Source organism: Legionella sp. 227 (assembly GCF_043161935.1).
Classification (GTDB): domain Bacteria; phylum Pseudomonadota; class Gammaproteobacteria; order Legionellales; family Legionellaceae; genus Legionella; species Legionella sheltonii.
On sequence record NZ_CP171154.1, the window covers coordinates 1,936,198 to 1,949,751 of the forward strand.

Here is a 13,554-nt window from a genome sequence, read left to right on the forward strand (position 1 = left end):
CATTCCAATTCATGCTGAAAGAAAAAGGGACTGTTTTAATTTGCTCAATCCCACGGGAAATATCAGAGTATGCAGACCCCTAATTTAAGGAATATTTATTAATAAGAATGAGGTCTTTATGAGAAATGCAATTGCCATTTTATGTTCATTATTTATAAGCATCAATACCAGTTTCGCCCTTTCCAATACAGAAATCCCTGATGAGATGTACATCAAAGAACACTGGATCAGTTTAACCACCAGTTATGATATAGAAACCAAAACTCGAAAATTAGGTACTTTATATAGAAAATTTTTCAGTCTTTTGCTGACTTATGAATTTTTTGATCCTTTTGATAATAAATTGGCATATGCGCGTTCAAAATTCTTTTCACTGACTGCTCATTTTGATGTTTATGATAATTTTGAAAATTTTATCGGGGCGGCTGATGAAAAACTATTTGCCTTTTTCCCAACCTTCGATATCTATGGTCCAGATGGGTACACAAAATTGGCTAAGGCAAGTATGAACTTCTGGGGAACTACTTTTACCATTTATGATCCAGTAACCGATAAAGAAATGGCAACTTTATATCGACCATTTTTTAGACTGAAAAATGATTGGACTTTTAATATTACAAATAAAGCGTTATTTAAGCAAAAAGACATTGATTCTCGTGTGCTGATGACTGTTATTGCCTTCCAAGGAGATAGAGAGTATTGGGAAAGTAATAATCAAAATAACTTTAAGGCGATAGCGAAAAAATCTGCTCCATCGAATGAAGTGACAGCAAAACAAGTGAATGAGCTTTTAGAAAAAATCACCGCGATTAGCAAACAAGAGGGGTTAGAGAATACCAAAAATCCTGATCCTAAAATGATGGATGTGGTTGCTAATGAATTGGAAAATAATTATCAACAAATGCATGCTCATGATGAAGCGGCACAAACTGATCAAGAAAGGCTTACTGCATTTGTTGAATATTGTTTGAATTGGGCTCAAGAAAATAATCTTGCTTCTGAGAAGAAAAAAGCGATTCTTTTCTTGCTTAAGACTCGTTTGGAAGGCTCGATAAATTTAATTTAAAGTTTAGATTAACTCAGTGCCGCGACATTCTCGCGGCACCCCGAATGTAGTAACAGAATGAAGCCTGCGCAGCAGCCCCATGACTAGGGGACAGATAAAAGCGATCTCAGACTAGATAAGACAGTTTTCGCTTGAATGCTATGACCAAGGCTCTATCTTAGTTAATAAAATAAAATAAAATAAAATAAAATAAAATGGAATGAAAGATTACCCGGATTTTTTATTAAACAGGGTTCTGTGTCTGACCCAGATCCAAGGAAGTCCCAGCTTAAATCCATTGGTTAATTGTCTTTAATTTGACCAAATCGATGAAAATACAGTATAATCTGCATTAATTAAATCTTGTAGCCTATGAGATATGTCAGAATCAAAAATAGAAAGCTCACCACTTAATACCCATTTTAAAACTGCTGCCGAACAGATTAACAACAATGCCGATTCCACCTTACCCAATAAAATTAAAAAACAACTGTTGGGTTTCTATTATTTACTTTCTGATATGATGAGTCGGACTCCTTATTTTAATAAGCTTCCCGAAGAGCTTGTTAAGGAAATAATCTTGCGTCTCCAGACGGATGGAGCCAAAGAAGAAAAAGCCATCAGCGCATTGGTCGCGACACATAAACGAATGCATACTTTATTTCAACCCACACGACTTGGTGATTTAAGCACACAGTTGCTGTGGAATACGGTAACTGGCAAACAACATAAAGCAGAAAAGATAGTCGATATGCATCCTGAGTTGCAGCTGAAGCCCGGTACAATAACAGACTATTCGGGTAGAACCTTTAAAAACATAACGGCGTATGAGTACGCCTATTGGGCAAAGGACACCCATATGTGTCGAATGCTGGAACGACATATGGATAGAGAGACTAAATTGGCAATGCTCAAACGTTGTGAAGCCATAGAAAAAAATGGATTGACCTATGAACGACATGGGGTCGTTATTCAAGGTTCAAAGCATTATGACATCACGCCACTTCTAAATGCATTAAAAGATTTAAGGGATTATCTTCAGAATGAGTTTGCCTTTGACTTTAACTTAAATAATTTAAAAAGAAATCAACTTCCAGTCGTTCGTGCACAATGTGATGTACCAGTCCATGTGGCGAATGAGTATTGCCGCGTTGATCGTTCATTTTACCCTACCCCTACATTTAAAGATGAGACTTTGCCGCGAAAATTATATGTTGACGATATGAGAAGAGGTCCGTATAAATATTGGTTTCCATGGACTGATGAAAACTCAGATAGATGTTTTTTGCTACGAGTGGCTGCGGACAGATGCTCCACTCCTGATGTCTTGTCTCCTTTAAGGGTAGTAAAAGCCATAGACATTGATTTGAAAGCCTTAATGCATCTTGATAAAGTAAGAACTGAAGAGCTTGCAGAACTGCAGGAAAAACTTAGGTGGGCCGAACCAACGGGGCGTAAAAAATGTTCTTGCTTTTAAAGGCTGCGATTTGTTGTATGACAATGAGCGCTCTCTTAGCAACTGTCTTGAATGTTTATTTTCAAGACAGTTGCGGCATCAAATTCTGATTAAATAATTGTTTTCAGCTTCAACTTTGAGTAGGCTACATTTATATCTTTGGCCTCCTACATAGTTCTCTACATTAAGAAGGCCTCAGGGGTAAAGTAATGATTACTTTTAACCCTCCCTGCAAATTATTTGTCAATGTGATATCACCTTGATGCATTTGAATAATTTCTCTGGCTATGGTTAATCCGAGTCCGGTGCCACCTGTACTGCGTGAACGAGAATTTTCTCCTCGATAAAAAGGTAAAAAAACGTGTTCTAGATCGGCTTCTGGTAATCCCGGGCCTTGATCGGTAATTGTAATTTCTAGCTTATTTTGCAAACAATTTAGGTGAATGACGGCTTTATAGCCATAATGGACCGCATTATTAATCAAATTATTAAAGGCCCGTTTGAGTAAATTGACGGTACCGTAATAAACCAGTTTCGAGCTTTCACTGATAAAACGAACATCATAGTTCATTTCGACAGCGTCATCCTTCAATGATGAAAGCAAAGCGACTAAATCAAAGAGCTGGGGTTTTTCTTCAACATTCACATCCCGGAAATAATCCAAAGTCTCGCGGATCATCAGTTCCATTTCGTTGATGTCGGCCATTATTTTAGTGTAATTGGGATCCTCTGCTAAATATTCGGCACGTAATTTTAAACGAGTTAAAGGGGTGCGTAAGTCGTGCGAAATCGCAGTGACTACTCGGGTTCGATTGGCTAAAAGCTTATTTACTTTTTCCTGCAGATCATTAATTTTTTTAAAAATAGCTTTTTGATCCTGATTCCCAGTGAGCGGGATGGGTAACCAATTTTCTTGATGTTCACTGTAGTGAAGACTTTGAATTAAGGTGTGTATTGGTTGATTCAGCATTCTTACTGCCCAATAATTAATAAAAAGCAAGGCGCCAATTAAGATAACAAATAGGCTGACTATGGAGTTTGCTTGTCTAGGAAAAAAGGAAATGACTTTGATATTCAACCAATTATTTTCCTTTATAAAAACTGAAAATTCCAATTTTTTATTCTGTTTTATTAAATTAAAGAGCACGGGAGCTTTTAAAGTGAGTAGTGCATTTTTATCGTATAAAGGCTGGGGTGATAGGGTTATTTCCGCCCAGGAAATACTTTGATTCCTTAGGATAAGAGGCCATATGGATTGCGGATTTTTCTGTAACAAGGTCACAAGATGAGTCAATGAGCGTACGGCTTTAGGCGGCAATGGAGAGCGGATGTTTTCATAATAATATTTCCCCAATTGCATGAGTGAAAAAATGATTAATAAATTACCTAGTATTAATCCAACTAAGGTTTTTTTGGCTGTTTTGGTTAATTGACTCATACTAAGTCAACCTTGGTTTTAAATTGATAGCCACCACCACGAATCGTTAACAATAATCGTGGATTACGTGGGTCGAGCTCTATTTTTTTACGTAAACGACCAATAAGCACATCAATGGTTCTGTCTTGTGAGTCGCAATCTTTGTCATATAATAAATCCATTAATTGGTCACGGCTCAAAATGCGCCCAGGGTGTTCCAAAAAAACAACTAACAATTCATATTCTCGTTGGCTTAAAGGGATAGCAACCGATTCTTTATCAATTAACGAATGCGTGTTGCGATCGAGAATCCAACTATCAAAATGAATTTGTTGTAAAGGAGTAAGATTTTTACGATCATGCTCTAGCTCGCCTTGTGTGCGTCTTAATTGAGCTTTGATGCGTGCGAGCAATTCACGAGAACTAAAAGGTTTGGAAATATAATCATCTGCACCGAGCTCTAATCCCGCCACTCGATCAGCAATACTGTTCGCCGCGCTCAACATAATAATAGGCATGCTATGGGATTGACGAATTGTTTGACATAAATTAAGTCCATCTATCCCCGGGAGCATAATATCTAAAATAATTAAATCAAAATTATTTTCTCTTAATAATTGTTTGATGTTTAAGCCATTCAAGGTCCAAGTGGTTCGAAAACCGTTTTTGATTAAATAGTCATTAATCAAGTGCGTAATTTCTTGGTCATCATCAATAATCAATATGTGACTTTTTCTTGTATTCATGAATCACCTGATAAGAATAATGTGGCTGGCGTGCAACCGCGTCATCTCCCACTGTGGTCGGGGTGACGTAAGTTGGTATGCTTCCTACATTATATCAATAAACTGTCCTATGTTGAGCATTGTAACAGTGTTGTTACAATAAACAGTTCATTTGTCATATTCCTATTACATTGCCTGATTACACTTAACAAGGTAACTTCATAGGAGAAATAAAATGAATTTGAAACGTTTTTTATTAATTAATAGCTTGGCCTTGGGTGTTTTAGGTACTTCTATTGCAACAGCCCAACCTTCAGCAACGCCTACAGTAGCTTCTGTCAATCAAACGGGACAGTATCGCCAGCATGTAGGTAAGTTACTCACTCCAGAACAGCGTTCTGAATTGGCAAAAATCAGGAAAAACCTCCGTGCGCAAATGGCTCCTTTAATGAAAGAAAAGCGTGCGCTCAGTCTGCAAATAAGAGGTAAGTTAGCCACTCCTAATGTAAAATGGAGTGATATATCCCGTTTGGTGGAAAAAAGAAATGCGGTGAACGCGAAGATTAATACTTTGTGGACACAAACCCAGTTCCAAACGTATCAAAAATTGGGTGTTTTATTGCCTGTTCACCACGGTCACCATTGTCGTTTTCAAAATAAAAATCTTGCAAAAAAATCATAAAACAAGGCATTGTGAACGGTTTCGCATTTTTTGCGAAACCGTTTATTTTTTCAATTCAATGACAACAACCCGGATTGGGTGTTGACTCATGTTTTCATCGGTGTGGAGTTCACCGGGAACATCTTTATTAAGATAATATGCCTTATCTTTTTCTAATTTTAAAAAATGTTCTTTTCCTTTATTATTGACCACTTTGAGTAAGCCACTATCTAGAGCAACAACAACTCGGTCTTGTTCATGTCGATGCATTGTTAAACTGTGTTCTTTATTAGGATAAATTACCGTTGTCCAGACCGATACTTTTTCATTTGATAGTTGGGGAATTCGAACGGTTTTTTGGGCATCTGCGTAAGAATTTATTGATGATAAAAAAAGAATAGTACCTAAGATTGAAGTAGTGCATTTCCTCATGGTTTTTCTCCGTGAATTTTTGGCAGCACTATAATATATCGGCGAAGATGAATACAGACCAAGGGAAATAAAAAATTTGATCGCTTTTTTTAGCACCTCTATTTTTCAAAATAAGTTAGGCACATTTCTCAACAACAATCTGCTGAATCAATTCAGTTAATAAAGTATAGTTTTGAGTCTTATGCGAGGTAGTTCGCCAAGCTACACCAATTTCTCGATAAGCATGATCGGTTTTTAAAGGAACGGAGACTAAATCAGTACCTGTAAGAATACCGCTGTTAATTGCAAGATTAGGTAAGAAGGTAATGCCAGGCTGATGACTGACCATTTGAATTAAAGTATGTAAACTGGTTGCAAAAAAGTGATTGATTTTTTTGCTTTCTTTTAATTGACAGGCTTGTAATGCATGACCGGTCAAGCAGTGTTCTTTTTCAAGCAGAAAAATACTGCTTTCGGGCAATTGACTGATTTTTTTGTCAAAACCTTGATGTAACCACGTCTTAGGTAGGACCAGTTTAAAATAATCTTTGCATAATATTTGTGTTTGAAAATCTTGGGTTGGATAGGGAAGCGCCAAAATAACCAGATCAAGTTTACCTTCCCCTAAATAACGCAATACATTGTCTGTGGTGTCCTCTCGAATAAATAAAGCAAGATTCGGATAAATCTTCTGACACAGATTTTGTAATTCACTGATTATAAATGGTGCAATAGTAGGGATCACGCCCAGATAAAAATTCCCTTGCATTACTTTTCCTTGATTTCTTGCATAATCTACTAAGTCGTTGCTCTGTTCAATAATCAATCGGCTGCGTCGAACAATTTCTTCTCCTAACGGAGTAAATAAAAATGTTTTATGATCTCGTTCGAGGAGTTGTGCCTCTAGTGTTTCTTCAAGGTTTGTAATCGCTGCACTTAAGGTTGATTGGCTAATAAAACATGCCGCAGCAGCACGCCCGAAATGTTGATGGTCGTAGAGTGTAATCAAATAATGCAGCTGCTTAAGGCTTGCTAATCTGCTCATCGTTTTTTCCGATTAAAGTTATCTGTTTTATTCATTTTAAATAATTATACACCATAACTATAATTTAATTGAAACAAACGAACTGAGGAGAAATTTATGTTAACTGTTGGTCAAAAAATTCCGGAATTTTCTGTTATTGCAGTAAAACCTGGTTTTAATCATCATGAAGAGCATGGTGAGAGCGCTTTTGAAGTAGTTACTGAAAAAAGTTTTCCAGGAAAATGGAAAGTACTTTTTTTCTATCCTAAAGATTTTACGTTTGTATGCCCAACAGAAATTGTTGAATTTGCAAAATTAAATGGTGAATTTAACGATAGGGATGCAGTGGTATTGGGTGGTAGTACTGATAATGAATTTGTCAAACTCGCATGGCGAAGAGAGCACAAAGACTTAGATAAGTTAAATCAATACAGTTTTGCAGATGTTCGTGGGAAGTTAACTGATGGATTTGGCATTCGAGAAGAGGAAAGTGGTTGTGCTCTAAGGGCAACTTTTATTATTGACCCAAACAATGTAATTCAACATGTCAGTGTCAATTCTTTAAATGTGGGTCGTAATCCTCAAGAAATATTACGTATTTTGGATGCCTTGCAAACTGACGAATTATGTCCATGTAATCGTCCTATTGGTGGCGAAACGTTATAGTTACAGCAAAATGCGGAGGCTCCTGTATTTATGGGGGCTTCTGAACAGGAGAATCCTATGTCTATAGAACAATTGAAACAAGCGATACCTGATTTTGCTAAGGATATTCGTCTTAATGTCAGTAGCTTATTTGGCAATATTCCACAATCAGGGTTAACAGAAACACAATTTTACGGGGCTGCATTGGCTGTAGCGTACACCTTGAAAAATAAGCGCATTATTGATGCGATTAAAACGGAAGGAGCGCTCTACCTCTCTGCTGAATTGGATGATGCGGTAAAAACAGCGGCTGCTTTGATGGCAATGAATAATGTGTATTATCGGGCAATTCATTTGTCAGAAAATAAAGAACTTGCGTCAATGCCGGCAAATTTACGCATGAATGGGATGTTAAATCCTGGAGTACCTAAAGTCGACTTTGAATTATTCGCGTTGGCAGTGTCTGCAATTAATGGTTGTGGAATGTGCATCCATTCTCATGTAAGTCAATTGCTGGAACATGAAGTCAATAAAGTCGCGGTGCAATCAGTGCTTAGAATAGCAGCAATTTTAAATGCATTGTCTTTTGTTCTATCACAGGATGAACAGTAAAGAGCAGTAGCTAGTCATCTGGGGCACGATTTGCCCCGGGAGACTATTCAATGTTTCATTTCAAAAAGCACTCTCAGATGGCGCGTTAGGGTATGTCAGCTAATTTACAATGTTCCAATCAGAAAACATAGCATCCTCACAACTTCTTTCTGCGTTAATCGGAGCATGCCATGCATTTAGGCATCTTGCCAGTCTTCAGGCTCCAAAGGGATAAGCAGCCATAACAGGATGTACGCAATAAATGCTGCGCCTCCAAGGAGGAAAAAAACAACAAAAATGATTCTTATCCATACAGGATCTACGCCAAAATAAACGCCTAAACCACCACATATTCCTGCGATTTTTCGATCTCTACGGGAACGCCATAATTTTTTATAAGGTTTATTCATAATTTACCTTTTCAATAAAAGCGTATTGCTGCTCTTAAGCAACAGATTACGCGCGTGTTAACCATTTTTTTCCTTCCACAAGACGGGCAACCATCATACTGCTTACACTGTTGCATGTCACATTAAGCATAGTCGCCAGTGGATCAATGATAATACTAATTGCGGCTATGATTATCAGGACTGAAGGAGGAAATCCATAGGCGCTGAGTATGAGTAATTCACCCAGCATTCCTCCACTTGGGATTGCCCCCATTACGGTACCAACGAGTATAGAAATTCCTAAAGCAGTAAGCAGTACACTGGGACTGGAAAAATTTAATTGGAAGATTCCAAATAAAAAAGCAATCTTGAACATGCCACCTATTACCGAACCATCTTTATGAATAATAGTACCTAAAGGAATTACTGTTTCATAAATTTCAGGAGCGACTTGCATTTTTTTTGCTGCCATTAAATTGGCAGGAATAGTCGCAGCACTGCTGCATGTGGCAAGTGAGGTAACTACAGGGAGAAAAATGCTGCTCCAAAATCGTTTTATACCTTCGGTTTTCCCAGCCAGATAAGCGAACAGCGTGTAGACTAGAATAAAATAAATGACGCCAAAAGTATAATAAAGAACCCCGACTCGCAGGTAGTTAGCCATTAATTGAGGGCCTAGATCATGAACTAAAACAGCGAAGTAGGCAAAAAAACCAATGGGTGCATAATACATAATCAACGAAAAAACACGCATGAAAATTTCTTCTCCAGCCTGTAAAAAATCGATGAATATTTTTCCTTTTTCATTGGCTTTTGATGCGGATACTCCAACCAGAATTGAAAAGAGAATGAGTGCCAGAATATGTTGATGCGACAGCAGTTTGCTAAACTCTGGGACCGTAAAGATATCGGCAATTTGATTAAAAACATTCATAGCTGAAGTTTTTTCTGGGGCATTAAGCGGTAAAATAACACCCTGGGCTGGAGGGAAAAGGCTGACAACCAAGAGTGAGTACACTGCTGCGACTGTACCAGTAAATAGAAAAACAAGGGTCATATAAAAAGCGATTTTACCCAGTTTACCCATAGAACCAACCCGTGCAATTGCCGAGGTAATACTAAAAAAAATCAAAGGCACAATTGCGGTAAAAATCAGGTTGAGAAAAATCTCACCAAAAGGTTTTAAGTATGGGGTTATTGATCCCCAAAAGGAGCCCGTTAGGCCGCCTAGCAGAATGGCTGCAATTAAAATAATTGGAAAAAAATAGGATTCAAAAGCTGTCTTGGTAGTCATTGGCTCCTGTCCTTAAAAAATTTTAGAAACTGCGGCCATTGTATCCCTTTGCTTAGGTGCTGCGCCATATCTATGTATTGATGTGTATTTGAGGGGCTTTGATAATTTGCTAGATTTGGGCAAAATGAGGTGACTCTAATTTATATTTTAATTCAGGTACTTATATTTATTTCTGAGTATAAAATACAATAATTGAACCAATAGTTTTCACCATGTATAATCGAGAACATTTCTAAGGTAATCTACTGATAAGGATCATTATGCCCTCAGTTAATCCTGTTGTTTATAATCGAACGAGTCTCCTATCTTGGCAAGCAGAATTAGCTGCAATTGAGCTGCAAATAACAGAGTATTTGCAATTCATTGAGGACCAGAGGCAACGCCTCAGATCAGTGCAAAATGAGTTGGTTTCTCAAAATTCACTAGGCTATCAGCTTGATGTGAATATGGCTTCTTTCCAAGATATGATGGATTCAAGACCTCGTCATTATGGAAACTATACCGTAGAAACTTTTCCGTCGGAACGGAGGTCAAATCGTTTGCAAGAGCAACGGGAAGCGCTCAAAAAACGCATGAAGCCTTATGAAGAAGCAATTAATAAAGCTCAGGCGAGTATGGCTCAATTGCTTTCTCGCCAAGAATGGTTACAAAAGCATATTCCAGCTGCACAGCTATTTTTACAGACCTTGCACGAAAGACCTCTTGAGTCCGTGCAGTCTTTGATAAATAAAATTTGGGAAGCATTCACTCATTACGAAGATACTCATCTAACCGATCTTGCTCCACAAGTACGGATTAGCTTGTTTACTGCTCGATATGGTCTAAATACATTGACTTCCTACGTTGAAGGATACGATCCTGCTTACACGAACTCACTCCATCGGACTAATTATCTGCGCTTGTGTGGTTTCTTATGGGATATGTATTCCAGGGTAAAACAAGAAAAGAAAGATCCTGAGTTTGAAAAGCTTTTAGGACATCTTGTTGAAAGTACCCATATGGTTCAGCAGGGCGATTTACCCGACCACATGCAAACGGGGTATAGCGCGCAAGCTTGGTTTGAAAGCAATAAACAAAATATGCCAGGTTTATTTGCAATCAAAGAACAGGATTTACCCAGTCTAGAAGAGCAAATTTTTAAAAATGGATTGATTTTTATTACACAAAATAGAATCACTCAGCAGACACCATTGCAAAAGCACATCCTCAATACAGTCAATTTAATCGACGCCGAAGTTAAAATGAAAAAGCGAAGAAAAGAAAAAATTGACTATCACTTTTATGGACGAATGCTGACTCTTTTAAACTCGGCTTTCGTTAATCCTGCGGATCAGCACGCTGCGAAATGTTTAGGAGATATTGCTGAATACGCATCAGGAAGCAACGCTGTTGGTAAAAAAGTTTTAGGCGGCCTTCTCATTGCAGCTGGTTGCTTGCTGATTTGTGCCAGTGTTGCTGGTTTTTTTACTACTTTTGGTTCGAGTTCCCTACTCAGTGCGTGGGGTATTGCATTGGGACTTGGTTTGCTTGAAACAGAGCTTGTTTTCGGGGTTGCCTCTTCTTTAGCGGCTGTTACGGGTATTGGATTAACCTTTTTTGCCGGACCGAAAGCAATTGAATCGGGAGCACGTAAGGGCCTCGCCCTGGAACTAAAGGATATTAAAGAAGAGTTGGAACACTACAATGCCCCACCGTCCTATAGTGGTGTGGTATATTAATTAATTTAATCCCGCCTTCATTGCATCAGGTGTCCATACCTTATACTCTAATAGAGAATGGCAGGAGTTTTTGATTTCAAAAAAACTCCTTTCCTCTTTTACTTTCAAGGATGAAATGAAGATGAGGCACAAATATTTCTTTAAAGAGAAGACATCTCTCGAGTCGCACAAGGAAAAAAATCAAGAATGTTTGATTCAAATTCCCTCAGTCAAAGACATACAGCAAATGCATGGAATGCCGGCTGGTGCTGATGAAGACCAATTCGAGCGTCTAAAGCACATGACTCAGGTGATTACGACAACTCAATCTAAAGATCCTTCCTTACCTGTTGTTACAACTGATCGGGTGGCATTACCTGAGCACTGGAATCAATTATTTGCTGCCATGAAAAAAGGGGATGAGGACGTTGCTTTAGCACTCTTTGCTGAATTTCCTGAAAAAGACCAGATTCTCCAAGCGTTATTGGCGGTACATACATCAAAATATTTGCAGCAAATTATTCGTGATTGCATTCAAGCACACCCCAAAGGATGGAAGCAATTAAACTCAGATATTCTTATTACTCCAGGTACATTTGAAGTGCTAATCAAAGATATTTCGATGACTTTATTCCATTCTAAAAAAGTGCATTTTTCTTTTGGATTACCTACTCATCATGCATTCGCAGATGAAGGCAGCGGTTTTTGTATTTTAAATAAATCAGCAGTATTACTGAAGCACATGCAACGAAACACTAAACCGCTCAAACATATTATTATTGGGACTGATGTAAATCGAGACAATGGTTTATGTGATATTTTAATGAATTCTGCTTCAGATATGGATATATGTCATATTGATGTTTTTGATTCAAGAGTTTATCCCCACCAAGATGAAGATTTTATTACTGAACGATTTAAAAAGAGTGGAAAAGATGCAGGACAGAACATTCAATCTTGGCAACAAGGAGGCTTAGAATATTTTGTCGTCAATTTAAGTCGTACAACGCGTAAACCGGGTTTAGTACATCCTGCTTTGGTGTTTGCAATCGAGAAAATGGAAGAGCAAATCCAACAAGCCAAAATAAATCATCAGAAAGTGGCTCTATTTTTACCCACGGGTTGGGATTCCCATGAAGAAGAAACCGCTTATTGTGGGAAATATGTTGATGGGTATTTAATGGGGGCTACTGAGGCACGGAAAACTCGCTTTAATACCACCGATTTAACCTATTTTTATGAGAGTATTTTTAAGCTGTATCGAGAAAATAAAGACCATATTGAAAAAATTTATTGGGGATTAGAAGGAGGATATGATCGCAAAATGTATGAACAACAAATTGAATTGTTGATGTCCATTGTTTTAAACGATCTAGTCCATCAGGATACCCATCAAATGGGTAAGAGTTCATCCCCCTGAACGGTTAGTGAAGCTGCTCCTGATGATCCTAAAAAAGCCTAGGGTAGATAATAAAAAGGATTGGGCAATTTAAATACTTTTTGGGCATATCCACCCTTAAGGTCACTGTATTGATCGCCTATCGATGCGACAATGGTATAGCCTTTTTGGGTGATTATTTTTCGTGCATGCGATTTAAATGGAATAATGGATTTAGAGGAATAATTCATAGGGCGTAAGTAGAGACCAGACCATCCATCATATCCTGCTTTATGCAAATTAAGCTCTGTCGCTTTGCGTTCCGATTCATTTCTTCCAGTCACAAAAAACACTTTGATGCCATGATTGCGTGCATCACGATATAAGTGAAGCATGGGCTTAATTACTGGAGCATTGGCAGCCATTATGTCTTGGTGAAATAGTTTACGATTTCCACCAAAATCACGTTCAATCATGGAGTTATAATTAGAGAGGCTGGTTTCATCGATGTCTAAAACAAGCGCTAGTTTTTTATGTGGTTTTTGTTTTTGATTTATTTCGGCTTGTTGATCGATAAATTTTTGTGCTTTTTGAATAACTTGGGTTAACTCTTTTTGATAAAGTCCTGAGTCATGATAATTTTTAAGTTCGTTTTTTACTAAAGTCAGGTTCGGTGGTGTTGAAAAAATAGGATTTGGAAAAAGAAACGCGATACTAAGTGTTACTATGCTGAGTGATTTATTGAATAAGTGCTTCATTATCCATCCATTTTCTATTAAATGGGGGAATTATATCGTTGTTCATTTGTTTGTCAAATTAAT

Annotated in this window: 14 protein-coding genes; 7 read left to right on the plus strand and 7 right to left on the minus strand. The window is 37.8% G+C overall.

Going from position 1 to position 13,554, the window contains the following annotated elements:
* The first annotated feature begins 118 nt into the window (after positions 1-118).
* Both ACF8MK_RS08285 and ACF8MK_RS08290 read left to right on the plus strand, forming a co-directional pair.
* Positions 119-1,066, plus strand: a complete 948-nt coding sequence (locus ACF8MK_RS08285; RefSeq protein WP_392538895.1) for a hypothetical protein — start codon at positions 119-121, stop codon at positions 1,064-1,066.
* A gap of 358 nt (positions 1,067-1,424) precedes the next feature.
* Complete coding sequence (locus ACF8MK_RS08290) at positions 1,425-2,522, plus strand: hypothetical protein (RefSeq protein WP_392538896.1); 1,098 nt, start codon at positions 1,425-1,427, stop codon at positions 2,520-2,522.
* A gap of 163 nt (positions 2,523-2,685) precedes the next feature.
* Here ACF8MK_RS08290 and ACF8MK_RS08295 read toward each other — a convergent pair whose 3' ends face one another.
* Entirely contained in the window at positions 2,686-3,939 is a 1,254-nt protein-coding gene (locus ACF8MK_RS08295; protein ID WP_392538897.1) for a sensor histidine kinase, read from the minus strand.
* Complete coding sequence (locus tag ACF8MK_RS08300; RefSeq protein ID WP_265703342.1) at positions 3,936-4,664, minus strand: response regulator transcription factor; 729 nt, start codon at positions 4,662-4,664, stop codon at positions 3,936-3,938. Before ACF8MK_RS08300 ends, ACF8MK_RS08295 begins: the two co-directional genes overlap by 4 nt.
* 214 nt (positions 4,665-4,878) lie before the next feature.
* Here ACF8MK_RS08300 and ACF8MK_RS08305 point away from each other — a divergent pair, with 214 nt between their 5' ends.
* Complete coding sequence (locus ACF8MK_RS08305; RefSeq protein ID WP_265703343.1) at positions 4,879-5,325, plus strand: hypothetical protein; 447 nt, start codon at positions 4,879-4,881, stop codon at positions 5,323-5,325.
* A gap of 42 nt (positions 5,326-5,367) precedes the next feature.
* On the opposite strand, the gene ACF8MK_RS08310 is transcribed toward ACF8MK_RS08305, so the two are convergent.
* Both ACF8MK_RS08310 and ACF8MK_RS08315 read right to left on the minus strand, forming a co-directional pair.
* On the minus strand, positions 5,368-5,736 hold the full coding sequence (locus ACF8MK_RS08310; RefSeq protein WP_392538898.1) for a hypothetical protein: 369 nt from the start codon (positions 5,734-5,736) through the stop codon (positions 5,368-5,370).
* 115 nt (positions 5,737-5,851) lie between these two features.
* The gene (locus ACF8MK_RS08315; RefSeq protein ID WP_392538899.1) at positions 5,852-6,760 is read right to left on the minus strand and encodes a hydrogen peroxide-inducible genes activator; all 909 of its coding nucleotides are present in this window, start codon (positions 6,758-6,760) and stop codon (positions 5,852-5,854) included.
* 96 nt (positions 6,761-6,856) lie between these two features.
* On the opposite strand from ACF8MK_RS08315, the gene ACF8MK_RS08320 reads away from it, so the two are divergent.
* Positions 6,857-7,405 (plus strand): peroxiredoxin, encoded by a 549-nt coding sequence (locus ACF8MK_RS08320; RefSeq protein ID WP_392538900.1) that lies wholly within the window; start codon positions 6,857-6,859, stop codon positions 7,403-7,405.
* Positions 7,406-7,462: 57 nt separating this feature from the next.
* The gene (locus ACF8MK_RS08325; RefSeq protein WP_392538901.1) at positions 7,463-7,996 is read left to right on the plus strand and encodes a carboxymuconolactone decarboxylase family protein; all 534 of its coding nucleotides are present in this window, start codon (positions 7,463-7,465) and stop codon (positions 7,994-7,996) included.
* Between the two features lie 176 nt (positions 7,997-8,172).
* On the opposite strand, the gene ACF8MK_RS08330 is transcribed toward ACF8MK_RS08325, so the two are convergent.
* Both ACF8MK_RS08330 and ACF8MK_RS08335 read right to left on the minus strand, forming a co-directional pair.
* Positions 8,173-8,385 carry a PspC domain-containing protein gene (locus ACF8MK_RS08330; RefSeq protein WP_392538902.1) on the minus strand — a complete coding sequence of 71 codons (213 nt, stop codon included), beginning with the start codon at positions 8,383-8,385 and terminating at the stop codon, positions 8,173-8,175.
* A 46-nt stretch (positions 8,386-8,431) separates the two neighbouring features.
* Positions 8,432-9,658, minus strand: coding sequence for a dicarboxylate/amino acid:cation symporter (locus ACF8MK_RS08335; protein ID WP_392538903.1), 1,227 nt, complete (start codon positions 9,656-9,658; stop codon positions 8,432-8,434).
* 260 nt (positions 9,659-9,918) lie between these two features.
* Here ACF8MK_RS08335 and ACF8MK_RS08340 point away from each other — a divergent pair, with 260 nt between their 5' ends.
* Entirely contained in the window at positions 9,919-11,376 is a 1,458-nt protein-coding gene (locus tag ACF8MK_RS08340; RefSeq protein ID WP_392538904.1) for a hypothetical protein, read from the plus strand.
* Positions 11,377-11,497: 121 nt separating this feature from the next.
* Complete coding sequence (locus ACF8MK_RS08345; RefSeq protein WP_392538905.1) at positions 11,498-12,775, plus strand: acetylpolyamine aminohydrolase; 1,278 nt, start codon at positions 11,498-11,500, stop codon at positions 12,773-12,775.
* A gap of 38 nt (positions 12,776-12,813) precedes the next feature.
* Here the strand turns inward: ACF8MK_RS08345 and ACF8MK_RS08350 are convergent, their stop codons facing one another.
* Complete coding sequence (locus ACF8MK_RS08350; RefSeq protein ID WP_392538906.1) at positions 12,814-13,491, minus strand: HAD family acid phosphatase; 678 nt, start codon at positions 13,489-13,491, stop codon at positions 12,814-12,816.
* Positions 13,492-13,554 lie beyond the last annotated feature (63 nt).

What these genes read in the sequence shown, in the direction of transcription:
- ACF8MK_RS08310 (WP_392538898.1), bottom strand. Translation starts at nt 5,736, where the DNA reads ATGAGGAAATGCACTACTTCAATCTTAGGTACTATTCTTTTTTTATCA.
- ACF8MK_RS08300 (WP_265703342.1), bottom strand. Translation starts at nt 4,664, where the DNA reads ATGAATACAAGAAAAAGTCACATATTGATTATTGATGATGACCAAGAA.
- ACF8MK_RS08290 (WP_392538896.1), top strand. Translation starts at nt 1,425, where the DNA reads ATGTCAGAATCAAAAATAGAAAGCTCACCACTTAATACCCATTTTAAA.
- ACF8MK_RS08285 (WP_392538895.1), top strand. Translation starts at nt 119, where the DNA reads ATGAGAAATGCAATTGCCATTTTATGTTCATTATTTATAAGCATCAAT.
- ACF8MK_RS08350 (WP_392538906.1), bottom strand. Translation starts at nt 13,491, where the DNA reads ATGAAGCACTTATTCAATAAATCACTCAGCATAGTAACACTTAGTATC.
- ACF8MK_RS08330 (WP_392538902.1), bottom strand. Translation starts at nt 8,385, where the DNA reads ATGAATAAACCTTATAAAAAATTATGGCGTTCCCGTAGAGATCGAAAA.
- ACF8MK_RS08345 (WP_392538905.1), top strand. Translation starts at nt 11,498, where the DNA reads ATGAGGCACAAATATTTCTTTAAAGAGAAGACATCTCTCGAGTCGCAC.
- ACF8MK_RS08320 (WP_392538900.1), top strand. Translation starts at nt 6,857, where the DNA reads ATGTTAACTGTTGGTCAAAAAATTCCGGAATTTTCTGTTATTGCAGTA.
- ACF8MK_RS08295 (WP_392538897.1), bottom strand. Translation starts at nt 3,939, where the DNA reads ATGAGTCAATTAACCAAAACAGCCAAAAAAACCTTAGTTGGATTAATA.
- ACF8MK_RS08305 (WP_265703343.1), top strand. Translation starts at nt 4,879, where the DNA reads ATGAATTTGAAACGTTTTTTATTAATTAATAGCTTGGCCTTGGGTGTT.
- ACF8MK_RS08335 (WP_392538903.1), bottom strand. Translation starts at nt 9,658, where the DNA reads ATGACTACCAAGACAGCTTTTGAATCCTATTTTTTTCCAATTATTTTA.
- ACF8MK_RS08315 (WP_392538899.1), bottom strand. Translation starts at nt 6,760, where the DNA reads ATGAGCAGATTAGCAAGCCTTAAGCAGCTGCATTATTTGATTACACTC.
- ACF8MK_RS08340 (WP_392538904.1), top strand. Translation starts at nt 9,919, where the DNA reads ATGCCCTCAGTTAATCCTGTTGTTTATAATCGAACGAGTCTCCTATCT.
- ACF8MK_RS08325 (WP_392538901.1), top strand. Translation starts at nt 7,463, where the DNA reads ATGTCTATAGAACAATTGAAACAAGCGATACCTGATTTTGCTAAGGAT.